The sequence below is a fragment of the Microbispora sp. NBRC 16548 genome (assembly GCF_030268985.1).
Classification (GTDB): domain Bacteria; phylum Actinomycetota; class Actinomycetes; order Streptosporangiales; family Streptosporangiaceae; genus Microbispora; species Microbispora catharanthi.
On record NZ_BSSF01000016.1, the window covers coordinates 138,694 to 161,537 of the forward strand.

General features: G+C 71.4%; 21 protein-coding genes and 1 pseudogene. 6 read left to right on the plus strand and 16 right to left on the minus strand.

Translation table 11 applies throughout. The annotated features are described in order from the left end of the window. Positions 1 to 11 precede the first annotated feature (11 nt). The 3 genes from QSK36_RS35015 to QSK36_RS35025 form a co-directional block, all read right to left on the minus strand. Positions 12 to 239: a ferredoxin family protein gene (locus tag QSK36_RS35015; RefSeq protein WP_079312946.1), complete on the minus strand. Its 228-nt coding sequence runs from the start codon at positions 237 to 239 to the stop codon at positions 12 to 14. Then, complete coding sequence (locus tag QSK36_RS35020; protein ID WP_183533144.1) at positions 223 to 972, minus strand: GntR family transcriptional regulator; 750 nt, start codon at positions 970 to 972, stop codon at positions 223 to 225. The genes QSK36_RS35015 and QSK36_RS35020 overlap by 17 nt, the downstream gene beginning before the upstream one ends. Before the next feature lie 130 nt (positions 973 to 1,102). After that, on the minus strand, positions 1,103 to 1,678 hold the full coding sequence (locus QSK36_RS35025; RefSeq protein WP_285785362.1) for a TetR/AcrR family transcriptional regulator: 576 nt from the start codon (positions 1,676 to 1,678) through the stop codon (positions 1,103 to 1,105). A 110-nt stretch (positions 1,679 to 1,788) separates the two neighbouring features. On the opposite strand from QSK36_RS35025, the gene QSK36_RS35030 reads away from it, so the two are divergent. Continuing rightward, the gene (locus tag QSK36_RS35030; RefSeq protein WP_285785363.1) at positions 1,789 to 3,987 is read left to right on the plus strand and encodes a glycoside hydrolase family 3 protein; all 2,199 of its coding nucleotides are present in this window, start codon (positions 1,789 to 1,791) and stop codon (positions 3,985 to 3,987) included. Positions 3,988 to 4,101: 114 nt separating this feature from the next. Here the strand turns inward: QSK36_RS35030 and QSK36_RS35035 are convergent, their stop codons facing one another. Next, the gene (locus QSK36_RS35035; protein ID WP_285785364.1) at positions 4,102 to 5,760 is read right to left on the minus strand and encodes a TIGR03767 family metallophosphoesterase; all 1,659 of its coding nucleotides are present in this window, start codon (positions 5,758 to 5,760) and stop codon (positions 4,102 to 4,104) included. 616 nt (positions 5,761 to 6,376) lie between these two features. Continuing rightward, positions 6,377 to 6,760: pseudogene (locus tag QSK36_RS43610) on the minus strand (HD domain-containing protein); the annotation flags it as partial. Here QSK36_RS43610 and QSK36_RS35040 point away from each other — a divergent pair. The 3 genes from QSK36_RS35040 (at position 6,675) to QSK36_RS35050 (ending at position 9,061) form a co-directional block, all read left to right on the plus strand. Continuing rightward, the gene (locus QSK36_RS35040) at positions 6,675 to 7,502 is read left to right on the plus strand and encodes a GlxA family transcriptional regulator (protein WP_285785394.1); all 828 of its coding nucleotides are present in this window, start codon (positions 6,675 to 6,677) and stop codon (positions 7,500 to 7,502) included. The pseudogene QSK36_RS43610 and the gene QSK36_RS35040 sit on opposite strands and share 86 nt — an antisense overlap. Positions 7,503 to 7,625: 123 nt before the next feature. Continuing rightward, positions 7,626 to 8,210: a dihydrofolate reductase family protein gene (locus QSK36_RS35045; protein WP_285785365.1), complete on the plus strand. Its 585-nt coding sequence runs from the start codon at positions 7,626 to 7,628 to the stop codon at positions 8,208 to 8,210. A 62-nt stretch (positions 8,211 to 8,272) separates the two neighbouring features. Further along, on the plus strand, positions 8,273 to 9,061 hold the full coding sequence (locus QSK36_RS35050; RefSeq protein ID WP_285785366.1) for an MBL fold metallo-hydrolase: 789 nt from the start codon (positions 8,273 to 8,275) through the stop codon (positions 9,059 to 9,061). A gap of 91 nt (positions 9,062 to 9,152) precedes the next feature. Here the strand turns inward: QSK36_RS35050 and QSK36_RS35055 are convergent, their stop codons facing one another. From QSK36_RS35055 to QSK36_RS35105, 11 genes are all read right to left on the minus strand, one after another. After that, positions 9,153 to 10,505, minus strand: a complete 1,353-nt coding sequence (locus QSK36_RS35055; RefSeq protein ID WP_285785367.1) for a family 43 glycosylhydrolase — start codon at positions 10,503 to 10,505, stop codon at positions 9,153 to 9,155. A gap of 279 nt (positions 10,506 to 10,784) precedes the next feature. Next, positions 10,785 to 12,200: a gamma-aminobutyraldehyde dehydrogenase gene (locus tag QSK36_RS35060; RefSeq protein ID WP_285785368.1), complete on the minus strand. Its 1,416-nt coding sequence runs from the start codon at positions 12,198 to 12,200 to the stop codon at positions 10,785 to 10,787. 84 nt (positions 12,201 to 12,284) lie between these two features. Further along, positions 12,285 to 12,635, minus strand: coding sequence for a cupin domain-containing protein (locus QSK36_RS35065; protein ID WP_183533164.1), 351 nt, complete (start codon positions 12,633 to 12,635; stop codon positions 12,285 to 12,287). A gap of 71 nt (positions 12,636 to 12,706) precedes the next feature. Continuing rightward, the gene (locus QSK36_RS35070) at positions 12,707 to 14,083 is read right to left on the minus strand and encodes an NAD(P)/FAD-dependent oxidoreductase (protein WP_183533166.1); all 1,377 of its coding nucleotides are present in this window, start codon (positions 14,081 to 14,083) and stop codon (positions 12,707 to 12,709) included. After that, positions 14,080 to 15,216, minus strand: a complete 1,137-nt coding sequence (locus tag QSK36_RS35075; protein WP_285785369.1) for an ABC transporter ATP-binding protein — start codon at positions 15,214 to 15,216, stop codon at positions 14,080 to 14,082. The genes QSK36_RS35070 and QSK36_RS35075 overlap by 4 nt, the downstream gene beginning before the upstream one ends. Further along, complete coding sequence (locus QSK36_RS35080) at positions 15,206 to 16,000, minus strand: ABC transporter permease (RefSeq protein WP_183533168.1); 795 nt, start codon at positions 15,998 to 16,000, stop codon at positions 15,206 to 15,208. Before QSK36_RS35080 ends, QSK36_RS35075 begins: the two co-directional genes overlap by 11 nt. Then, positions 15,997 to 16,908 carry an ABC transporter permease gene (locus tag QSK36_RS35085; RefSeq protein WP_285785370.1) on the minus strand — a complete coding sequence of 304 codons (912 nt, stop codon included), beginning with the start codon at positions 16,906 to 16,908 and terminating at the stop codon, positions 15,997 to 15,999. The genes QSK36_RS35080 and QSK36_RS35085 overlap by 4 nt, the downstream gene beginning before the upstream one ends. After that, a complete protein-coding gene (locus QSK36_RS35090) occupies positions 16,893 to 17,984 on the minus strand; it encodes an ABC transporter substrate-binding protein (protein ID WP_183533170.1) in 1,092 nt (363 codons plus the stop codon). Before QSK36_RS35090 ends, QSK36_RS35085 begins: the two co-directional genes overlap by 16 nt. Further along, positions 17,977 to 19,494 (minus strand): FAD-dependent oxidoreductase, encoded by a 1,518-nt coding sequence (locus QSK36_RS35095; RefSeq protein ID WP_285785371.1) that lies wholly within the window; start codon positions 19,492 to 19,494, stop codon positions 17,977 to 17,979. The genes QSK36_RS35090 and QSK36_RS35095 overlap by 8 nt, the downstream gene beginning before the upstream one ends. Beyond that, positions 19,491 to 20,687, minus strand: coding sequence for an NAD(P)/FAD-dependent oxidoreductase (locus QSK36_RS35100; RefSeq protein ID WP_183533174.1), 1,197 nt, complete (start codon positions 20,685 to 20,687; stop codon positions 19,491 to 19,493). Before QSK36_RS35100 ends, QSK36_RS35095 begins: the two co-directional genes overlap by 4 nt. A 2-nt stretch (positions 20,688 to 20,689) precedes the next feature. Beyond that, positions 20,690 to 21,028, minus strand: a complete 339-nt coding sequence (locus QSK36_RS35105) for a (2Fe-2S)-binding protein (RefSeq protein ID WP_285785372.1) — start codon at positions 21,026 to 21,028, stop codon at positions 20,690 to 20,692. Positions 21,029 to 21,222: 194 nt separating this feature from the next. Between QSK36_RS35105 and QSK36_RS35110 the strand changes: the two genes are divergently transcribed. Together QSK36_RS35110 and QSK36_RS35115 are read left to right on the plus strand one after the other, a co-directional pair. After that, positions 21,223 to 21,858 carry a TetR/AcrR family transcriptional regulator gene (locus tag QSK36_RS35110; RefSeq protein WP_285785373.1) on the plus strand — a complete coding sequence of 212 codons (636 nt, stop codon included), beginning with the start codon at positions 21,223 to 21,225 and terminating at the stop codon, positions 21,856 to 21,858. A gap of 78 nt (positions 21,859 to 21,936) precedes the next feature. Continuing rightward, complete coding sequence (locus QSK36_RS35115) at positions 21,937 to 22,833, plus strand: aminoglycoside phosphotransferase family protein (protein ID WP_285785395.1); 897 nt, start codon at positions 21,937 to 21,939, stop codon at positions 22,831 to 22,833. Positions 22,834 to 22,844: the final 11 nt, after the last annotated feature.

Sequence of the window (22,844 nt, forward strand, 5' to 3'; positions counted from 1 at the left end):
GGGGTGTCCTTCTATCGGAGCAGGTAGGGGATGTTGACCGTGACCGCGTCGGCGGGGCACCGGTCGGCGCAGGGGCCGCAGTACCAGCACTCGTCCACGTGCATATAGGCCTTGCCGCTGACCTCGTGGATCGCCAGCGAGTCGAGCGGGCACACGTCCACGCACAGCGTGCAGCCCTCGATGCACAGCGACTCGTCGATCGTGACGGGCACGTCGACACGGCTATTGACCAGGGTCATCGGTGTTCCTCCAGAGATGGCCACGCATGGTGAGGCGGTCGCCGCGGAACCTGACGAACTCCAGGTCGACCGGGCGGCCGTCGGACAGGTGAGTGAGGCGCTCGACCATCAGCAGCGCCGCGCCGCGCGGCGCGTCGAGGACGGCCGCGGTGTGGGCGTCGGCGTTCACGGCCTCGATCGTCAGCTCCGCCACGCCGAGCGGCTGGCCGGCGACCCGTTCCAGCAGCACGAACACGTCGTTGTGGACGAGATCGGCCTCGAAGAGCGGCTCCCCCACCTCGCGGACGAGGTAGGTCAGGTCGAGCGAGAGCGGCAGCCCGTTGAGCCTGCGCAGCCGCTCCACGTAGACGACGGACTCGCCGGGCGGCAGGCCGAGCCGTCCCCGGACGGCGGCCGGAGGCGGGATCAGCCCCATCGCGCGGACCTCGTTGGTGACCTCGCCGTGCTCCCGGAGGGTCTCGGCGAGGCCGAGCAGCCGGTGCAGGCCGTGCGGATACTTCTCCGCGGCCACCGTGGTGCCCACTCCCGGGCACCGCTCGATGAGGCCCTCGTCACGCAGCAGGTCCAGGGCCTCCCTGATCGTGTTGCGGGAGGTCCCGAACTCCCGGGCGAGGGCGGACTCCAGCGGCAGGTGACCACCGCCGAACCCGCCGTGCACGACCTCCCGCCGCAGCAGGTCGGCGACCTGGCGGGCCCTGTCCGCCCGGCGCCGTCTCGCGTCCGCCAACTCCATGAGGCCAAAGACTACCTTTTAGGTAGGAATACCTGGATAACGGCGCGATTACGCCACTTCGGAAGGTCGTGAAACGCCTTCTACCTGCGGCTTCATGCCGATACGGCCGACAACCGCCACCCCGGGAAGGTCAGGCGGCGAAGAACCGGTCGGCGAAGGCCTCCCACTGGGCGAGAAAATCGATGCCGGCGTCACGCAGCCAGTTGAGCTGCAGGCCGTCGAGGAAGGCGAGCAGGTCCACGGCGGCCTGACCGGGCCGGGGATGCCAGGCCAGCAGGTAGCGCTGCAGCATGGCGCGGCCCTCGCGGAGCCGTGTCTGGAAGTAGGCGTGAGCGGGGTGCGCGGGGTCCAGCGCCTCGGCCGACAGCACCGTGTAGAGCTGCACGAGTGAGCGCTGCGCGAGGTTGCGGCGGACGAATCCCGACATGACGGCACGGGCAGCGGCCGCGTCGGGCGCCGGTTCCAGCGCGTCGACCACGCTGGTGAGGTCGAGCGTGTCCCGGCGTTCGAGGACCGCGATGAGCAGTTCCTCCCGGGAGCGGAAGTGATGCAGCAACCCCGCCTTGGTCATGCCGCACGCCGCCGCGAACGCCTCGAGAGTGACGCCCTTGAATCCGGAGGCGGCGATCAGCTCGGTGGCCGCCTTGAGGATCTCCTCTCGGCGTTCGGCGAGCGGCAGCCGGCGCCGTCCCGGCGAGGGGGTCATGCCGTCCTGGCTCCTCGGAGGCGGGGGTTGATTTCGATCACGATACCAGCCTAGGTTATCTACCGTTTGGTAGATAGCGCTGTCGCGCCTGTTCAGAGAGTTGTGTGCGCATGTCGACGCCCTCTTCTCCCACTCCCTTCTCCGCCGCCGTCACCGCGGTGCGTGCCGGACGGCCCCTGGACGAGGCGGTCGACGAATTGCTGTCGGAGCTGACCCGGGAAGAACGCCTGTGGCTGCTGGACGGAGACCTGCCGTTCTGGCGGGGCATGGCCGAGATGATGACCGAGGGCTACAACCTCACCCCCATCCCGATGGGCCGCATCGAACGGCTGGGCATCCCCGGCTTGTTGTTCTCCGACGGCCCGCGCGGCGTGGTGATGGGGCGGTCGACCGCGTTTCCGGTCTCCATGGCCCGCGGCGCCACCTGGGACGTGGCACTCGAGGAGCGCGTCGGCACGGCTATCGGGCTCGAGCTGCGCGCCCAGGGCGCCAACTTCTTCGGCGGCGTGTGCGTCAACCTGCCCCGCCACCCCGCCTGGGGGCGTGCCCAGGAGACGTACGGCGAGGACCCGATCCTGCTCGGCGAGTTCGGCGCGGCGCTGACCCGGGGGGTGCAGCGCAACGCCATGGCCGTCGTCAAGCACTTCGCGCTCAACAGCATGGAGAACGCCCGCTTCAAAGTCGACGTCACCGCCGACGGCGCGGCCCTGCACGAGGTCTACCTGGCGCACTTCCGCCGGATCGTGGAAGAGGGCGTGTCGGGCGTCATGACCGCCTACAACTCCGTCAACGGCGAGTGGGCCGGGCAGAACGAGCACCTGATGGAAGGCGTGCTCCGCGGGATGTGGGGCTTCGAAGGCGTTACCGTCTCCGACTTCATCTGGGGCCTGCGCGACGCCGCCGCCTCGCTGCGCGCCGGGCTGGACGTGGAGGAGCCCTTCCGCCAGCAGCGCGCCGAGCACCTGCCCGCCGACCTGGAGGCGGGCCGGGCGAGCTGGGACGACGTCGACCGGGCGGCCCGCCGCGTCCTGCGCACCCAGCTGCGCCACTACGCCGCCCTCACCGAGCCCGAGCCCCCGCTCGACGTGGTGTTCAGCCCCGAGCACCGGGCGCTGGCGCGCGAGGTCGCCGCCCGCGGCATGGTGCTGCTCAAGAACGAGCCGGTCGGTGACGCGCCCCTGCTCCCCCTGCATCGGGACGCCGTCACCTCCCTGGCGGTCATCGGGCGCCTGGCGGACGTGGCCAACACCGGGGACAACGGCTCCTCCGACGTGCGCGCGCCGGAGGTGATCACCGCGCTGCGGGGTCTGACCGAGGCGCTCCCGCGGACCCGGATCATCCATGTCGCCGACGACGATCCGGCCGCTGCCGCCGCCGCGGCCGGGCAGGCCGACGTCGCCGTCGTCGTCGCCGGCTACACCGCCGCGGACGAGGGCGAGTGGGTCGGCGGGGACGTGCTGACCGATCCCGGCCTGCTGGCGCTGTTCCCACCCCCCGGCGACGACCCCGCCGGGCAGTCGTTCGCGGCCTTCCTGGCCGAGCCCGGCGCGGTGGACTCCATCAGCGGGGGAAGCGCCGGCGGCGACCGCGCGAGTCTGCGGCTGCGGCCCGTCGACGCCGACATCATCCGGGCCGTGGCGGCCGCCAACCCCCGCACCGTCGTGGTGATCGTCACCGCCGGGGCCGTCATCACCGAGGAGTGGCGGGACACCGTACCCGCCGTGCTGGTCTCCTGGTACTCCGGCTCTGAGGGGGGCCGCGCCCTGGCCGACGTGCTGCTCGGCGACGTCGACGCCGCCGGACGGCTGCCGTACTCGATCCCGGCCGCCGAGGAGCACCTGCCGCACTTCGACCGCGACGCCACCGCCATCACCTACGACAAGTGGTTCGGCCAGCGGCTGCTGGACCGGGACGGCCACGCGCCGGCCTTCCCGCTCGGGTTCGGGCTGTCCTACACCGGCTTCGCCCTCGCCGACCTCACCGTCAGCGTTCCCGACGGCGACTCCTTCACGGGCGTCGTGACCGTGACCAACACCGGCTCGCGTGCGGGCCGCCACGTCGTGCAGCTCTACGGACGGCCCACAGGCATCGACGCGGCCGCGGACGACTTCCCCACCCGGGTCCTGCTCGGCTTCGCCACCGTCGACCTCCCGGCCGGAGCGTCGGCCCGGGTCACCGTGCCCGCCTCGACCCGGCCCCTGCAGAGGTGGACGCCCACCGGGTTCGTCCCCGCCTCCCCGACGGCCCTGATCGAAGCGGCGTCCTACGCCGGCGACCCCGACGCCGTCGTTTCGACCGTCACGCTGTGACGGCGGTGGTCAGCAGCGTCGCAACCGACGGCGCAACGAGATACGGCGATTTCGGGACGGCCGAGGGCGACCGTTCTGCCACCTCCGTGGCAGCAGGTGCCCGCAGGCGCGCCGTCAGCGCCTCTTCAACAGAAGCTCGGTGTTGCGGTCACCGGGCAGGCCCGCCAGCCCGCTCCGCATGCCCGGGGAGTTGAACGAGAGCTCGCGGTAGAGCGCGGCCAGGCCGCTTTGGGACAGATCGGTGAAGTCGGTGCGGTGCGGCGCGGCCGACTCCACCAGCGTGGTGAACAGGGACAGCGTCCCATCGTGATTGTCGGCCAGCTCGACGACCCTCGCCAGCTGCGGGTAGTCGACGTGGGAGGCGGTGGAGATCTCCCAGAAGCCGCCCTGAGGGACGATTTTGTTGAGGTGGGAGTGACCGTTGATCCACGCGGCCACGTTGCCGTGCTTCCTCAGCACTGCCAGCAACTCCTGCCCGCCGTGGCGCTTCTCGTGCGGGCGGGCGGGATTGGGGGCGAGGTTGGTCATGGCCCAGCTCGGGTGATGACTGAAGATCAGCGCGGTGTCGTCGGCGTGGGTTCTCAGGGTCCTCTCCAGCCAGGCCAGCTGCCGGGTGCCGACCGATCCGCGGTAGTCGCCGCCGCGGTCGGTGGTGTCCAGGCTGATGCCGATGACCCCGTCGGCGATCCGGAAGGAGTAGTCCAGCCGGCCGCTGTCGAGATTGTCCCGGGTGTAGCCGTGGCCGACGGGTCCCGAGCCGGTGTACGCCGGGTCGAGGTGAGCGGCGATGTAGGCGTGCGGGCTCAAAGGGGCGCGGCGCTCGTCGGCGGTGACCGTGCGGGCCTTGCCCTTGTAGCGCTTCCACGCGGCACGGAAGCCGGCGCCCGTGGGGTCGCCCCGGCGCAGTGCCCGGTAGACGGCGCCGGCCTCGGAGGCGGGCAGGGCGAACAGCTTGCGCGAGCCGGTGGCCAGGTCGGTGAAGAAACCGCCGGCCGCGGAATAGGCGCCGCCGAAGAGCTGGTCGTGATTGCCGATGGTGGAATACCACGGCACGGCCAGGCCGGGGCTGCTCACCTCGCGGATGGCCGCCTCCAGGAAGCCGTCCAGGCGGGGGAACCCTACCCGCTTGTCGACGTCGCGCATGCCGGAATCGGGCTGCCAGTAGAGGCCCAGGCCGGAGTTCTGCACGCCCTCGTACGCGCCGGGGTCGCCGGTGTTGGGGGTGAAGCGGCCGCCGGTCATGGCGGTGAGGAACCACTCCAGCTCGATCCGGGAGTTGTTGTCGGTGTTGTCACCGGTGGTCATGACGAAGCCGATCGGCGCCCGGGTGGCCGGGCCGTACCGCAGGGTGTTGACCTGTTCGATCAATGAGACGGCGCCGACGGCGGTCAACGCCTCCTGCGGGCGCCAGGAGCCCATGTCGCCGGCGCGCAGGAACTCATAGCGCTGCGGGTTCTGCACGTCGGTGATGTGCAGGTCGGTGAACTGGACGAAGCAGGCCAGCGCCGTGCGGCGTTCGGCCCTGCCCTTCTTGGCCTCGGCCAGTTCGGTGCGTGTCACCCGTCGCCAGCCAGGGCCGTCGGACAGCCTGCGGTATCCGCCGGTGCCGTGCGGTCCGGCGACGGAGTGAACCGTCGTCATGGGCGTCGTGGTCGAGGGCGTCACGGCCGAGGAGGCGGCCGGGGTGGAGGAAAGTGCGATCTCCAGCGCGACGCCCGAGGCGGTCATCCCGGAGGCGAGCAGGAAGGCGCGGCGGCTGAGGGCGGGATCCATGATGCTCCCAGTGGTGGCGTCGAGGCGAACGTCCACTGGGAATGTTTGACAGCGGGAATGACTCCCGGCCTAACACGGCTGAAACGCTGTCCAGCCATATATGGCCTAGAAATAGCCGTAGGTGATACGGACACCTGGGGGCAGCGGGCCGGAAGCCTGCCGCTTTCCCATCGTTCAGAAGAGCCCGGTCCCACCGTTCAGAAGAGCTCGGTCGCGAGTCCGCGAGGCCGGGCGCGGCGACTACAGCCGCCATCGAGTATCCACGGTCCGGGTCCGGGAGGGCTGGGGCAGGCAGAGATGCTGCTTGCGCCCCAGCCCGACAGGGCGGTTTCTCTCCCCAGTGGGAGGAGGCGGCGGCGAGTTCCAGGCTGGTCACGCCGTCGGCCCGGCGTTCGCGTAGCAGTTCGCCGCCGATCGAGTAGCGGGGAGCCGCGGCGGCCGACCGGGCGGCTCGCTCCACTATCGCGTCGACGAGCGAACGGGCCATGGCGAGGCGGGGATAGGCGGCGTGGATCCGCTTCTCCCACCCGGAGACGATCTCCGCGTTGCGCCCGAAGTCGATGCCTACGCCCTCGCGGGTGAGGTAGGCGAGCAGGCCGCGGCGCTCAGCGATGCCGGGAGAGGCGTGCAGGGCGATCGCCTCCCACACGCGGTCGATGTCCGCCTCGGCGACGCGGTGCTCCCGCAGCAGGTCCGCCGCCAGGTCCGCGCCTTCCACCTCGAAGCGGGCTTCGCCCTTGGCGAGGTCGCCGGTGCCCAGATCGTGCAGGACGGTCGCGGCGAACAGCAGGTCGCGGTCGTAGGCGGGGTCCTCCAGGCAGCCCTCGTGGGCGGCGAGGAGCTGGGCGAACAAGAAGCTGCGCACGCTGTGGTTGGCCACCGACGGGGTCTCGGAGGTACATGCGGTGGAGAGGATGGCCTCGGCCAGGGGGCCGGTCCGCAGCGGCGGGTTCACCGTGGCCACGTCGGCCGGGCTGGAGGCGCTGCGGGACGCCGGCACCGTCGTCGTCCCCGGCTACCAGGACCCGGAGGCCCCGCTTCCCCCCGCGGCACTGCGGGCAATCCGCTCCGCGTACCTCCGTGGAGCGCGGCTGGTGTCGATCTGCACGGGAGCGTTCGCGCTGGCGGCCACAGGGCTGCTGGACGGGCGCCCCGCGACGACCCACTGGCAGCAGACCGCTCTGCTCCAGCGCCTGTACCCCCGGGTCGACGTCCGGCCGAACCGGCTCTACGTCGACGACGGCGACATCCTCACCTCGGCGGGAGTGACCGCAGGCGTCGACTTGTGCCTGCACATCATCCGAAGGGATCACGGTGCCGCGGCCGCCAATGCCCGCGCGCGGGCACTCGTCGCCCCGCCCCAGCGCTCCGGCGGCCAGGCGCAGTTCATCGAGCGCTTCCGGCCAGATGCCCGTGGTGACGGCCTCGCGCCGATCCGCGGCTGGATGCTCGACAACCTCGCTCGCCGTCAGACCGTGGACGAGCTCGCCCACCGCGCGCACATGTCCCGCCGGACGTTCATCCGGCGCTTCCAGCAGGAGACGGACACCTCACCGATGGCCTGGCTGACCGCCGCACGCATCGACTGGGCTCGCGAACTGCTGGAGACCACCACGGCCCCCGTCGAACAGGTCGCCCACCTCAGCGGTCTGGGCAGCCCCGCGGCCTTCCGGGCGGCCTTTCACCGCCACGTCGGCACCTCCCCCGCAAACTACCGAGCCACCTTCCGGCGGTCGCCCTAGGCGTGCTTCAGGGATCTCCCTGCGCGGCGGGGCCTGATCGCCAAACCGATTGCGAACCACAACCGGATGATCTAGCGTCGGCTTACTGATGGCAAAACGCAACCACTTGGGATGAGGCGACGAATGCGCGACACCGAGCGGCAGACCGCGACCGGGAAGGTCCTCTGGCACTTCACCATGTCGCTGGACGGTTTCGTGGCGGGGCCGGACCACGGGATGGACTGGATGAGCGGGATCTCGGCCCGTCCGGGCCTGGTCGACGAGTACGTCCGGAGCACGGGCGCCGTGCTGGGCGGCCGGGACGGCTGGGACGCCGCCGGTGGCCACCGCCCGTACGGCGGCCTCTGGGACGGTCCGGTCTTCGTGCTCACCCACCACCCCGAGGACGCGGCGCCCGCCGACGGCGTCACGTTCCTGAACTGCGACCCGGCCGAGGCGGTGCGGATCGGCCTGGAGGCGGCCGGCGGCAGGAACCTCGAAGTGTTCTCGCCCACCATCGGGCGGCGGCTTCTCGAACTCGGGCTGATCGACGAGATCGACCTTCACATCGCGCCGGTCCTGCTCGGCGAGGGCATCCGGCTGTACGACAACCCCGGCGGCGAGCCGATCCGCCTCCACCGGCTCGGCGAAGGCGACCCCACGTCGGTCGTGAACGTACGCTACCGGCCGGCCACGACGGCGCGGATCCCGGCCGGAACCGTCGAGTGATCGAGCGGCGGCGGCACCGATCGTCACGCACGGCCGCAGACGCGATCTGACACTCTGTACGGATGCGACAGGTCACCGTGCTCGGCAGTTGTGGCGCATTTCCCGAACCGGGCCGTGCCTGCAGTGGCTTCCTGGTGGACTGGGACGGCTTCCGCATGGTGCTCGACCTCGGATACGCCACGCTGCCCCGGCTGCTCGCGCGCCGGCCAGACGGCGCGGTGGACGCCGTCGTCATCACGCACGAGCACCCGGATCACTGCATTGACCTGCACGCGCTGTTCCGAATGCGGTTCTACGGCCACCCCGGTGCACCGCGGCTGCCGTTGTACTGCCCGCCAGGCGTGCTCGACCGCATCGGCGGACTGGAACCCGACGTCGACCTGCGTACGGTCTTCGAGGTGCATCCGCTGCCTGGCCGCCACCGGGTGGGGCCCTTCGAACTGACGGGGCTGTCGCTTCCGCATCACGTGCCCAACGCGGGCGTCCGCCTGGAGGCCGGCGGAATCGCCCTGGCCTACTCCGGCGACACCGGCCCGACCCCGGTGCTGGCCGAACTCGGCCGCGACGCCGACCTGTTCATCGTCGAGGCCACCGACCGCGGCGGCGAGACCGGCCGCTCCACCCGCAATCTCATGACTTCCGCCGAGGCCGGTCATTGGGCCCGGCGGGCGGGCGCCCGCCGTCTGATGCTCACCCACTTCTGGCCGGGCAACGATCGGGACGCCTCCGTGGCGGCCGCTCGGCCGGCGTTCGGCGGTGAAGTGCTGGCCGCCGAGGAGGGCCTCACCGTCGGGATCGGTGAAGATGTGATCGCGAAGGGCGTCCCGAGCGGCGGCGCGGGCCCCGGGTGACGCGCCGCCGGCGCCTGCCGAGCTGGTCGAGCCCGCTCAGGCCGCCGGCGTACGGCGAGACTCCCAGTGGCGCCAGTCCGCGCCGGGGTGGTCAATCCTCGCTGTGCCCCGGGTTCCGGCGCGCGACGTACAGGTGGTTGCCCTCGGGGCCGGTCCACTCCAGCCGTACGACGCCGGGCACGGCGGCGTCGCCGATACGCGACGGGTCGGCCCAGTAGCCGACGTTGGGGTTGCGGAAGAACGTCGCCCACAGCTGGCCGCTGCGATCCACGAAGATGTTGTTGTGGCCGGCGCCGACGCCCAGGGTCCACCGCTTGGAATACGGCCCCTCGAACTTGTCCGCGACGGCGATGATCGCGTCGTACTGGTACTGCACGCGGCCGGGGGCGGCGGTGTCGTAGGCGTATCGCGTGCTGCCGTCGGAGTTGGCCGACGAGCGGTCCCACGCGGCGTGGATGAGGTAGTACTTGCCGCCGTACTTGAACACGTACGCGCCTTCGAGATACGGCTCGGGTGCGTAAGGCGTCTGCTGGAAGCTTGGCAGGTTCGTCGTCGGGATGATGTCCTCCATGTCATCCCGGAACTTCGCGTACAGGTTGTTGTGCAGCACGAGCCACGCCTCGTCGCCCTCGCTGTAGAGGCCGCCGTCGATGTGGTGGTAGGCGCCGGGCTTGATGAAAGCGGGCCCACCGATGAAGGAGTCGCCGAAGGGCTTGTCGTAGTTGCCCTGGATGAGCCGGTATGGGCCCTCCACCCCGCCCTCGCTCACGAGCATGAACGAGCCGACCTTCTGGGAATGGTCGCCCATGCACGCGACGATGTACCACTTGCCGCGGAAGTAGTGCACCTCGGGCGCCCAGGCGTTGCCGCGCTTGCCGAACTGGTCGTCGTACCAGTACTCCTGCCACGGAGCGACGACCGTGCGCCCGGGCCGGTTCTCGCCGACGAACTCGGGCGACCACACCTTGCCCTTCTCGGCGTCCGGCCGGATGCCGGTGGTGTCGGCCAGCTTCCACGGCCCGTGCAGGGACGTGGCCGTCCACACGAAGATGCCGTCGTTCCACGGGCCGGCCGCCGCGAGCCCGGGCACCCGGGTGGTGCCGGTTGCGACGTAGATCGGACGACCGTCGACGTCGAAGCAGTTGACGTAGGTGTCCCGCATCCAGACCCGGCCGAGCTCCTCGTCGCGGGGGCGCAGCTCCAGAGGGAGGATGAAGGAGTTGTCGTCGCGCGGCCACAGGTCGGGCCGCGTGTCCGCGAGGCCGTAGGGCGCGAGCTCGGGCCAGTTCGACGGGTACCGCCCCTTCGGCGCGCCCCCGTTCGGCAACTCCTTCGGGTCCGCGTGCGCGGCGGCCGCGGGCAGCGCCGCCGCTCCCAGCAAGCCCGCCACACCGGCCAGCACGGACCGCCGGCCCACGTACAACCCGTTATCGGAACCAGTCATCAGTAGCGTCCTCCTTTCTCACGCAGGACGCGGGCGCCCTGCCGGGAGGACACGGTAGTGAGACTTATTTCGACAGTGAACAGACGACAAAAAGGTTCTCCACGCGCTCACGTCGGGCCTGGACGTCACTTGCCACCGGTCGTGGAAGTCTCCGTCATTTCCGGGCCGACCGCGAAAAGCAACCGGTGACGAATCCGTGTGAAGCGTCGGCGGGACACGGAATAGCCGGCGCACGCAATGCCGAATCGCTTTCCATTTTTAATCGCGAATTCGAGAGGCTCACAGGTCGATGTTGCTCATGACGTGCTTGATCCGGGTGTAGTCCTCGAATCCGTACATCGACAGGTCCTTGCCGTATCCGGAGCGCTTGAACCCGCCGTGCGGCATCTCGGCGACCAGGGGGATGTGCGTGTTCACCCACACGCACCCGAAGTCGAGCTTGCGTGCCATGCGCATCGCCCGGCCGTGGTCCTTCGTCCAGACGGAGGACGCCAGTCCGTACTCCGTGGAGTTGGCGATTCTCAGGGCGTCGGCCTCGTCGGCGAACGGCTGCACGGTGATCACGGGACCGAAGATCTCCTTGCGGACGATCTCGTCCTCCTCCCGCAGACCTGACACCACCGTCGGGGCGTAGTAGAAGCCACGGTCGCCGATCCGGCCGCCACCCGCCACGACCTCGGCGTGTGCCGGGAGCCGTTCGACGAACCCGGAGACGTGAGCGAGCTGAGCGGCGTTGTTCAACGGCCCGAAGTCGGGATCGGCGACACCGGGACCGGTGCGGTGGGCGCGCGCCTGCTCCACCAGGGCGCCCGTGAGCGCGTCGTGCACGCCTTCCGCGACCAGGACCCTGGTGGCGGCCGTGCAGTCCTGCCCCGCGTTGTAGTAGGCGGCTCCGGCGATCTTCCGGGCGGCGGCCTCGATGTCGGCGTCGTCGAAGACGACGACGGGCGCCTTGCCGCCGAGTTCCAGATGGACGCGCTTGAGGTCGGCCGCGGCGCTGCCGGCCACCTGCATGCCGGCCCGGACCGAACCGGTGATGGAGACGAACTGCGGGATCTCGTGCTCCACCAGGGCGCGGCCGGTGTGGCGGTCACCGCACACGACGTTGAAGACGCCCGGCGGCAGGAACTCAGCAGCGATCTCGGCCAGCAGGAGAGTCGAGGCAGGAGTGGTGTCCGACGGCTTGAGCACGACGGTGTTTCCCGCCGCGATCGCCGGAGCGAACTTCCACACCGCCATCATCATCGGGTAGTTCCACGGCGTGACCTGGGCACACACCCCGATCGGCTCCCGCCGGACCATCGACGTGTGCCCCTGTGCGTACTCTCCGGCGGACAGTCCGGACAGATGCCGGGCGGCGCCGGCGAAGAAGCGGACCTGGTCGGCCATCGGTGGCACCTCGCCCGACGCGGTCGCTCCACGCGGCTTGCCGGTGTTGCGGCACTCCACGTCCACGAGCCGGTCGGCGTTCTCCTCGATGGCGTCGGCCAGCCGCAGCAGCGCGCGGGCGCGCTCCCCCGGAGTCGTGTCGCGCCAGGTCTCGAACGCGGAGGCCGCCGCGCGCATCGCGACGTCCACCTCCTCCTTCGAGGACACGGGTGCGAGGGCGTAGGGCTCGCCGTCACAGGGATCGATCAGCTCGGAGGTGACGCCGTCGGCCGTGTCGGTGTAACGACCATCGACGAAATTCTTCAATACCGGCAGGTCAGACACTGGTGGAAATCTCCTGAAGTTGCGCTTTATTCAGCCGAACACGGCCAGGGAAGGCGGGCGGAAGAGTCACAGACGGGTGGTCACGTACGTCTTCCGCACGGTCTCGTGGACGTGCCACTCCCCCCGCCAGCCGGCCGGCATGACCAGGGTGCTGCCGGGGCCGGCCTCCTGCTCCATGCCGTCGGCCGAGACCACGGTCACCCGCCCGGAAAGGATCTGGCAGATCTCGTGGTAACCGTCCCGCACGGCGGTGAATCTGCCGGGCGTGCACTCCCACACGCCGGCGCTGGTCCTGCCGTCCTCGGAGGTCCACACCGCGAGGGTCGCCTCGCGCTGGTCACCCTCGACGGAGGTCGGCTTGGGCGCGGCGGGGCCGAGGACGGCCGTGCTCGCGTCGGGAACGACGATGCTGGTCAACTTCTCTCCTGCTCGTCCGCCGGATCATCCGGCGGCTCAACATGTGCTGTACGTGTCCCTGCCGAAGCTGATCAGTTCCGGCGGGCCACGGCGTCGGCGATCCTGGCGATGGGCGACGTCGTCGTCCGGCCGCCCACGATCTCGGCCCGGTCGGCCGCGCGGTAGGCGGCGTACATCCCGCGCACGCCGATCCAGCGGAGCGGTTCCGGCTCCCACCTGCGCACCTTTCTGCCGACCCAGGGCAGCCGGGTCAGGTCGGTGTCGGCGCCGAGTACGAGGTCGCGCAGCGTTCTCCCTGCGAGGTTGGTCGTGGCCACGCCGTGACCGACGTAGCCGCCGGCCCAGCCGAGCCCGGTCCGCCGGTCCAGCGTGACGGTCGAGCACCAGTCCCTCGGCACGCCGAGGACACCGCACCAGGCGTGTTCGACCGCGGCGTCCCGTACGGCGGGGAAGAGCCGCACCAGGGCGTCACGCAGGGCGCGCACCGTCGTGGCGTGCGTGCGCCCGTCGTCGTCCGTACGGGAACCGAACAGGTAGGGCACACCGCGCCCGCCGATGGCGATGCGATCGTCGGCCGTCCGCTGGGCGTAGATGTAGGCGTGGGACATGTCGCCGAGCAGTTCGCGGCCCTCCCAGCCGATCCGCTCCCACACCCGGCCGGGCAGCCGCTCGGTGACGATGAGCGAGGAGTTCATCGGCAGCCAGGTCCGGCGCTCGCCCGCCAGCCCGGCGGTGAACCCCTCCGTGGCGCGCAGCACGAAGTCCGCCCGCACGGCGCCGTACGGAGTGCGCGCCTCGTGCGGCACGATCTCCGTCACCGGTGTGGACTCGTAGATCCGCACCCCGAGCCCCTCGACGACCCTCGCGAGCCCCTGCACGAGCTTGGCCGGCTGCACCCTGGCGCAGTGGGGGCTGAACGAGGCGCCGAGCGCGCCGTCCACCCGGATCCTCGCCGTTGTCTGCTCGGCGTCGAGTTGCTCCACTTCGGTGTCGCCCCAGGCCCGGGCCGCCCGCACCTGGGCGGTCAGGCGCGGCAGGTGGGACGGGGCGTGCGCCACCCTGAGGATGCCGCCCTTGACGATGTCGGCGTCGATCCCCTCGGCGCGTGCCACCGCGATGACCTCGTCGACGGTCTCGTTCATCGCCCGCTGGAGGGCCTGCACGCCTTCACCGCCGTGGGTGCGGGCGAACCTGCGGGGCGACCCCGCCAGCGCGCCGGTCAGCCAGCCGCCGTTGCGGCCGGAAGCGCCGTAGCCCGCGAACTTGCGCTCGAGGACGACGATGTCCAGGCTCGGCTGCGCCTTCTTCAGGTAGTAGGCGGTCCACAGGCCGGTGTAGCCGGCCCCGACGATGCAGACGTCCGCGTCGACGGGCCGCTCCAGAGGCGGGCGTCGCGCGGGCAACCCCGTCTCGCGGTACCAGAACGACACTCCGCCGTTGGCGGTCATGTGAGGATCCTTTCGGTGGTGGGGTCGTCGGGCAGCAGGACGCAGTCGTCGGGATGCCAGCAGAGGCGGGCGCGGTCGCCCACCCTCAGGTCGCTCGACGCGCCCGCCTGCTCGCGTACGAGACCCCGCGCGCCGCCGGGCAGCAGCACCTCCAGCTTGCGGGCCGCTCCGAGGTAGATCTCCTCCACCACGGTGACCGGGATCGCGTTCCCGCTGCCGCCGGCGTCGGTCTCGTCGGCCTCCAGTCGGAGCCGTTCCGGCCGCACGACCAGCGCGGCCGGTCCGCTGCGTACCCCGCCGGAAGCCCGTACGGCGAAGCCGTCCAGGTCGAGGCGGGACCGGCTCCCGTCCGGCGTCGCGGTGCCCCGCAGGACCGTGGACTCGCCGAGGAACCGGGCCACGAACAGCGTGGCCGGCCGCTCGTACAGGTCACGGGCGGTGCCGACCTGCTCGATCCTGGCGTTGTTGAACACCGCGATGCGGTCCGAGAGGACCAGCGCCTCCTCCTGGTCGTGGGTCACGAACACGAAGGTGGACCCGACCTCCCGGTGGATGCGTTTGATCTCCAGTTGCAGGAACTCGCGGAGCTTTCGGTCGAGCGCGCCGAGCGGCTCGTCCATGAGCAGGACGCGGGGGCTGAACACGATGGCCCGGGCGAGCGCGACCCGCTGCTGCTGCCCGCCGGACAACTCCCGGGGGTAGCGGGAGGCGTGGCCGGGCAGTTGCACGGTCTCCAGGGCGGCGGCGACGAGGCGGTCGCGCGCGGCCCTGGGCACCCTGCGCTGTCGCAGCGGGAAGGCGACGTTCTGGGCGACCGTCATGTGCGGGAAGAGCGCGTAATGCTGGAACACCACGCCGATGTCCCGTTTGTGCGCGGGCACGGCGCCCACGGGCCGGTCGTCGATCCGGAGGGTCCCGGACGTGATGTCGGTGAAGCCGGCGATCATGTTGAGGGTCGTCGTCTTGCCGGAGCCGGAAGGCCCCAGGAACGTCATGAACTCCCCCGGCTCCACGGTGAGCGTGACGTCGTCGACGGCGACGGAGCCGCCGTAGCGCTTGGTCATGCCGCTCAGGTCGATGCGGGCGCCCTTGCCTGCGGGCAGCGCCGCCCCCTCGGGCGGGTCAACGGGCACGGTTCCTCCTTGCGGCCAGGGTGAGGCCGCCGCCGACCAGGACCGTGGTGAGGGCCAGGATCATGGTCGCGGCGGCGGCGAGCGTGGGATCGGTCTCGCGGGTGACGCTCGAGTACATCTGGACGGGCAGGGTGACCAGGGTGGGGCTCTGGATGAACAGGGAGACCACGACCTCGTCGAACGAGGTCACGAACGCGAACAGGGCGCCCGAGACCACACCCGGCATGATCAGCGGCAGGGTGACCTGCCGGAACGTCGCCCACCGCCCGGCGCCCAGGCTCGCGGCCGCGGTCTCCAGCCGGACGTCGAACGTGCGCAGGGAGGCCGTCACGGAGACGACGACGAAGGGCATGGCCAGGACGGTGTGCGCGGCGACGAAGCCGACGAGCGTCCCGGCGAGGCCGAGCTTCAGGAAGACGGCGTAGATCCCGATGGCCAGGATGATGCCCGGGACGATCATGGGGGCGAGCAGCAGTACGCTCGCGGCGGCCGCGCCCCTTCCGTTCGTCCAGCGAGTGAGCCCGAACGCCGCCGCGGTGCCGAGAGTGGTCGCGACGACGGCGACGAGAACGCCGACCAGCAGCGAGTTGGCCAGTGCGGCGGTCCACGCCGGATCGCCGAAGAAGTTGGCGTACCACCTGGTCGACCAGCCGGTCGGCGGGAACGTCAGCGACACCTTGTCGGTGAAGCCGAGCGGGATCACCACCAGAGTGGGCGCCACCAGCCATGCGGCGACCAGCACGCCGGCGGTCCACAGGGCGGCGCGGCCGAGCCGGGCGCTCACTGGGCGCCCGCCTTGCCCCGGCGGCCGGCCCGCATGGCCAGGCCGAGCAGTCCGATCAGCAGCAGGGTGGCGGCGAACAGCACGACCGCCATGGCGCCGCCCCTGCCCCACATCAGCATGCCGCTGACCTGGGTGTACATGAACTGCGAGATCAGCGCCTCACTGGGCGAGCCGAGCAGGGCCGGCGTGACGTAGAAGCCCAGCGAGGTGATGAAGACCATCGTCGCCCCGGCGGCGACTCCCGGCAGGGACAGCGGCACGAAGACGCGCAGCAGCGCGACCAGTGGGCGGGCGCCGAGGCTCTGGGCGGCGGTCAGCAACCGCCTGTCGATGCCGCTCATCACCGAGTACAGCGGCAGCACCATGAACGGCATGAGGATCTGGACCATCCCGATGAGGACTCCGGTCTGCGTGCGGACCAGGCTCACCGGTCCCAGGCCGAGCAGCCCGAGGAACCCGTTGACGAGGCCGGTGTCCTGCAGCAGCACGAGCCAGGCGAAGGTCCGGACCATGAGGCTGGTCCAGAACGGAAGCATGACGATCAGCAGCAGCGTCGCCCTGGCCCGGGGCGAGGCCACCGTCATCAGGTACGCATAGGGATAGGCGAGGCACAAGCAGATCACGGTCGCCCACAGGGCCGTCGAGAACGTCCTGGTCAGGACGGCGACGTTGGCCGGAGAACCGAAGAACCAGGCGAAGTTGCCGGTTCCCGGCGACGGTGTGGTGAACGCGCCGACGAACGTCTGCGCGACCGGGTACGCGAAGACCGCGAGCAGGACCAGCAGGGCGGGGACGATCAACAGGAACGGCCAGTTCCGCGCCCTGCCCCGGGAGCCGCCGCCCTTCTCGGCGGGTGTGGCGGCCGTCGCCGGGCCGCTCGGGGACAGCGGGCTCAGGAGAGCAGCCACTGCTGGAACCTGTCGTTGACGGAGTCCCGGTTCTTGCCCCACCACTCGTCGTTCACCTTGACCTGGGTGTCGAGGTGGGTGGTCGGGAGGTTCTCCCTCGCCGAGGGGTCGACCTTGTCCTGCGCCGCCTTGCTCACCGGTCCGTACGGCTGGTACTTCGTGAACTCGGCGGTGGGACCGGCCGAGGTCATGTAGGCGATGAGCTTCATCGCCTCGGCCTTGTTCCTGCTGCCCTTCACCACGACCCAGTACGCCTCCTGCGACAGCCAGGAGTCCCAGGCGATCGTGATGGGGGCGTTCGCCGCCGACAGCACGGCGCGGGCGATCCACACCATGCCCATGACCGCCTCCCCGCTCTCGAGGTACTGCTGGGCCTGGGCGCCGGTCTCCCACCAGATGAGCTGGTCCTTGATCGTGGACAGCTTCTTCAGCGCCCGGTCCACGTCGATCGGATAGAGGTCCGCCGGGGCGACGCCGTCGGCGAGCAGCGCGATCTCGAAGATGCCGCCGCCCACCGACTTCCACGCGGTGCGCTTGCCCGGGTACTTCTTCAGGTCGAAGAAGTCCGCCCAGGGGGTGGGCGCGGCGTCACCGGTCTTGTCGGAGCGGTACGCGAGGACGGTGCCCTCGATGTCGGCGGCGACGCGGTACGTCTGCGCGTAGCCGTCGACGATGGACGACTTGTCGACGACCGAGTAGTCGATCGGCTCCAGCCACTGAGCGTCCGACTCGCTGCCGAAGTCGTTCCCGACGACCACGATGTCCCAGGACGGGTTGCCCGACTCGGCCTGCGCCTTGATCTTGGCGTTGTCGGTCGGGCCGTCCTCCTTCACGGTGATCCCGTTCTTGGCGGCGTACGGCGCCCACATGGTTTTGGCCTGGGCCTTCTGGTAGTCGCCGCCGAAGCTCACGACGGTCAGGGTCGCGCCGCCACCGCCACCGCTCGACGACGAGGCGGAGAAGCCACCGCCGCAGGCGCTGAGCACGCCGGAGGCCGCGAGGAGGCCGAGCCCTTGGCCACCGCGGATGAGCAGCGTTCGGCGGGAGAGCATCCCGTGCGCGCCGGTGTCAGTCACTGGTTCCTCCTGAAGGAGACGGCCGCCCGGCCGCGCCGGGCGAGACAGGGGTGAGGGGGAGGTCGCTTCCCGGCTTCCATCGGGACAGGCGGCGGCCCGCTTCGGCGCCGTGGGCCAGGGCGGTGGCGGGGTCGGTCGTCCCCGCCGCGCCGCCCGCGACCGCCACGCCGCCCGGCAGGGAGTAAGGTCCGTCCGGCTCGTCACGGATGACGTCGAGCGTGACGTCGCCGTGGTAGAGCCGCTGCAGAAGCAGTTCCTCGGCGGGTCGCCGTCCTGCGGCCACCACCACCGTGTCGCAGGCCAGCCGCACGACCGGGCCGCCGGCGCCGCGCATGCCCGGCTGGGCGACCACCAGCCGGCGCACGCCCCGGCGCCCCACGGCCTTCCGTACGGCGTGGCCCGGCAGGTAGGGCACCCGCGCGGCGGCGAGCGCCGCCGGGAACGCCCCGGCCGGGATCTCCCGTTCCGGCCGGGGGTCGACGACGGCCGCGAGCGCGACGCCGACGGCGTGGAGCTGCTCGGCGAGGCCGTAACCGTACGGCTCGGCGGCCACCACGACGGCGCGTTCGCCGGGGCGCACGTGATCGACGTTGATCAGACGCTGGACCGGACCGGCCAGCATCACGCCGGGGACGTCGTTGCCGGGAAACGGCATCGGGACGTCGTAGTCGCCGGTCGCGACCAGCAACCGCTCGGGGCGCAGCACCAGCAGGCCGTCCGGAGTGTCCACCGGCAGCACTCCGCCCTCGTACCAGCCGAGCGCGGTCGAGGCGCTGAGCACCGTGATCGAGGCGTGCGCCCGTGCCCGGGCCGCGAGGCCGTCCACCAGCCGGAATCCGGGGACCTCCAGGCCGTCGAGGCCGCGCACGCGACGCGTCTCCGCCCGGAGCACGCCGCCCGGTTCGTCGCCCTGGTCCACCAGGACCACCTCCAGCCCGCCCTCGGCCGCGGCCAGGGCGGCGGCCAGCCCGGCCACACCGCCGCCGACGACGGCGAGCGGGGTCCGCCGCTCCCCCAGACCGGGCCGGAGCGCCCGCGCGGCGACCCCGGCCGCCACCGTGCGCCCGCCGCCGGCGATCACGCCCATGAGGCGTTCCGCGACATGGGCCAGCCGGGGTGAGCCGCGCAGCAGCCGGAACTGGAAACCCGCAGGAACGAGCGCGGAGAACCGGTCGACCGCCCCGAGCAGATCCCAGTCGGCGCCGGGCCAGGCACGCTCCCGGCGCACCGACTCGCCCCCGCGCAGCGGAGTGGCGCATCCCGGCACGCCGTACTGACCGTCGACGGTGAGCTGGCAGCCGGGGCACGAGGGGGTGCCGCAGGTCAGTCCGATGCCCCGGGGGCGGTGGTACTTGAAGCTGCGCGAGAGCACCCGAACCCCGGCGGCGTGCAGCGCCGTGGCGACCGGCTCGCCCTCGTAGCCGTGCAGGGTCCGGCCCTCGAACGTGAACGCGACCCGCCTGGACCTGCCCGGCGAAGCCGACGGATGGGTGGTGATGCGCAGGTTCATGCGGCGCTCCCCTCCTCCGCGGCGACCACGAGGGTGCCTTCCTGGATGAGCCGTCCCTCGTGCAGACGGGTGACCGAGAAGGGCCGGATCAGCTCCGGCATGACGCCCTCGTGGATCCCCCGGGCGAGCAGCGCGCCGGTCGCGGGGGCGCCCATGAAGCCGTAGACCCAGCCGCAGGTCAGGTGGAACCCGCTGACCTCGGGCACCGGACCGATCACCGGGGACAGGTCGTCCGCCTGGTCGACCAGCCCCGCCCAGTGGCGGAGCAGCCGGACCCCGGCCAGCCGGGGCAGCAGCCGGACGAACTTCGCGGCCATGTCGGCGAGCAGCGTGTAGGTGCCGTTGAGGCTGTCGCTGACGTCGGGGTACGGCAACTCGGTCCCGCCCACGAACTCGCCCCTGGCCGTCTGGTGGCAGTAACCGAGCAGTTCCAGGCTGGCGAGCGCGGGACGCAGGAACGGCGCCACCGACTCGGTGACGATCATCTCCAGGCGGCAGGTGCGGGTCGGCAGCCGCACCCCGGCCATCTCGGCGATCGTCTTGGCCCCGCCGCCCGCCGCGTTCACCACGACCGGCGTGGCGACGTCCCCGCGGTCGGTGCGCACGCCGCGTACGGCTCCACCGGCGACCTCGACACCGGTCACCGTGACCCCGGTGTGGATCTCGACGCCGAGGCGCGCGGCGGCCCGGGCGTACCCCCACACGACGGCGTCGTGGTGGGCGAATCCGGCGTGCTCCTGGTAGACGCCGCCCAGCGCGAGATCGGGATTGACCTCGGGCACGATTCGGCGTGCCTCCTCCGCCGTGACGAACTGCGAGCGCACGCCCAGCGCGGCCTGCCGTACGGCGTCGGCCCGGCACCGCTCGACCTGCTCCGGCGTGGAGGCCAGAACCAGGTAGCCGCTGCCGGAGAACAGCACGTTGAAGTCCAGTTCGGCGGAGAGCGTGCGCCAGCGGCGCAGCGACTCGTCGAACAGGCCCGTCCACTCGCGGGAGCCGAACGCGGAGCGGATCATCTCGCCGTTGCGCCCGCTGCCGCCGCCTCCGGGATAGCTCCGGTCCAGCACCGCCACGTCCCGGACGCCGAGCTTGGCCAGCTCGTACGCCAGGGCGAGGCCCTGCACGCCCGCCCCGACGATCACCACGTCGTACGCGCGGCGGAGCGGGGAGCGGCAGGCTCCGGGGACCGCCATGGTCAGGCACCCCCCGTCGCGCCGCTCGCAGCGCCCGTCTCGGGGCCCGTCTCGGGGCCCGTCTGGGCGGACAGCCCGGCGGCGCCGGCGAGCACGCCGAGGAGGACGGGACGCAGCGGAGGCCGGGCCGTGGGGCGCCGGGAGACCCGTCCCTCGTCGCCGCCCGACAGCTCCCGCAGCAGCTCCATGACCGGACCCGCGCAGTGCTTGCCCTGGCAGGGGCCCATGAAGACGGCCGTCGCCCGCTTCAGCGTCTCGGGGTGGGTGTAGCCCGCGGCGTACATCGCCCGGATGTCCTCGACGGTCACGTCATGGCACGGACAGATGATCGTCTTGCCCACCGCCCCCTCCAGTCCATGGCTCGGCGGGACGCTCCGACCTGCGTCAAGCGCCCCGACTCCGTTAGTACCGCATTATTAGAAGAGCGGGTTCATTCCCTTGTCAATAGGGCTTTTCGAGTTCCTTTTACGCGTCAGGGATGGCTATAGTGCGACCCGGAGGCGACAGGACAGGACCGTCCGAGAAAGGGCAACGGGTGGACGCCGCACTGGAGGTACGGACCGACGGTCAGCGAGGGCGCATCCTCGCCTCGGTCATCGAGCTGGTCGCCGAGATGGGCTACGAGCGGGTCCGGCTCCGGGACGTCGCCAAGCACTCGGGGGTGTCGATCGGCACCCTGCAGCACTACTACGAGACCCGCGACGGGTTGATGCTGGCCGCCTTCGCGCACCACACGGGGAAGATCGTCAAAGGGCTCGAGGAAATCGCGGCACGCCATCGCGACCCATGGGACCGGATCCGCGACCTGGTGGAGTACATCACCCACCCGCGAGGCTTCCGGAACCGCTGCCTCGCCTTCATGGAGTTCGCCGCCGCGTCCGCCAGGGACAAGGAGCTCAGGCGCCTCTTCGAGCTGCAGTACGACGGCTGGCGAGCGCCGGTGCAGGCGGCAGTGGAGGAGGGCCTGGCGGCGGGGGTCTTCCGGGTGGTCTCCACCGTCGAGGAGACCGTCGACCTGATCCTCACCCAGATCGACGGCCTGGAGATCGCCGTGGCGACGCGGATATCCGGCTTGACCAGGGCGCGGATGCACGACTCGCTGCTGCGCAGCATCTCGGTGCACCTCGGCCTGACGCCGTGGACGCCCGGCCATGGGGCCGCGGACACCTGACGGCCGGCGAAGCCGCCCCAGGGGGCCGAAAACAGGTTGCGGAAGAGGACAGGAACGCGGAACGCTCCCGGCGTGAAGATGCACGCCGACCAGCTGACGGTGTCACAGGAGACGGTGCGCGCCTTGGTGGACGAGCAGTTCCCGCAGTGGCGGGGCCTGCCCGTCACCGGCGTCGCCGCCCATGGGACGGTCAACGCCATCTTCCGCGTCGGCGATCACTTCACGGCCCGGTTTCCCCTGCAGCCAGGGCCGGTCGACGCGACGCGGCGCTGGCTGGAGTCCGAAGCGGAGGCGGCCCGCGAGCTGGCGGGCAGCACCCGCTTTCCCACGCCGGAGCCGGTCGCGCTCGGCGAGCCCGGTGCGGGATATCCGCTTCCGTGGTCGGTGCAGACGTGGCTGCCCGGCGCCGTGGCGACCGACGAGGACCCGGGCGAGTCGGTCGCGTTCGCCCACGACCTCGCCGATCTCATCGCCGATCTGCGCGAGGTCGGCACGCGTGGCCGTACGTTCTCCGGCAAGGGCCGGGGAGGCGACCTCCGGTCCCACGACGCGTGGATGGAGACCTGCTTCGAGCGCAGTGAAGGACTGCTGGACGTTCCCCGGCTGCGCCGGATGTGGGAGACGTTCCGGAGCCTGCCGCGCGAAGCGGCCGACGTCATGACCCACGGTGATCTCATCCCCGGCAACGTGCTCGTGTCCGCCGGCCGCCTCGCCGGGATTCTCGACGGCGGCGGCTTCGGGCCGGCCGATCCCGCTCTCGACCTCGTGAGCGCCTGGCATCTGCTGGAGACGGGGCCGCGCCGGGTGCTCCGTCTCGACCTGGGGTGTGACGACCTCGAGTGGGAGCGGGGCAAGGCGTGGGCCTTCGCGCAGGCGATGGGGGTCGTCTGGTACTACCTCGAGACCAACCCGGCCATGAGCCGGATGGGCCGGCGCACCCTCGAACGCATCCTTGCGGACGGCGGGCCCGCCTGAGCCTGCGCCCC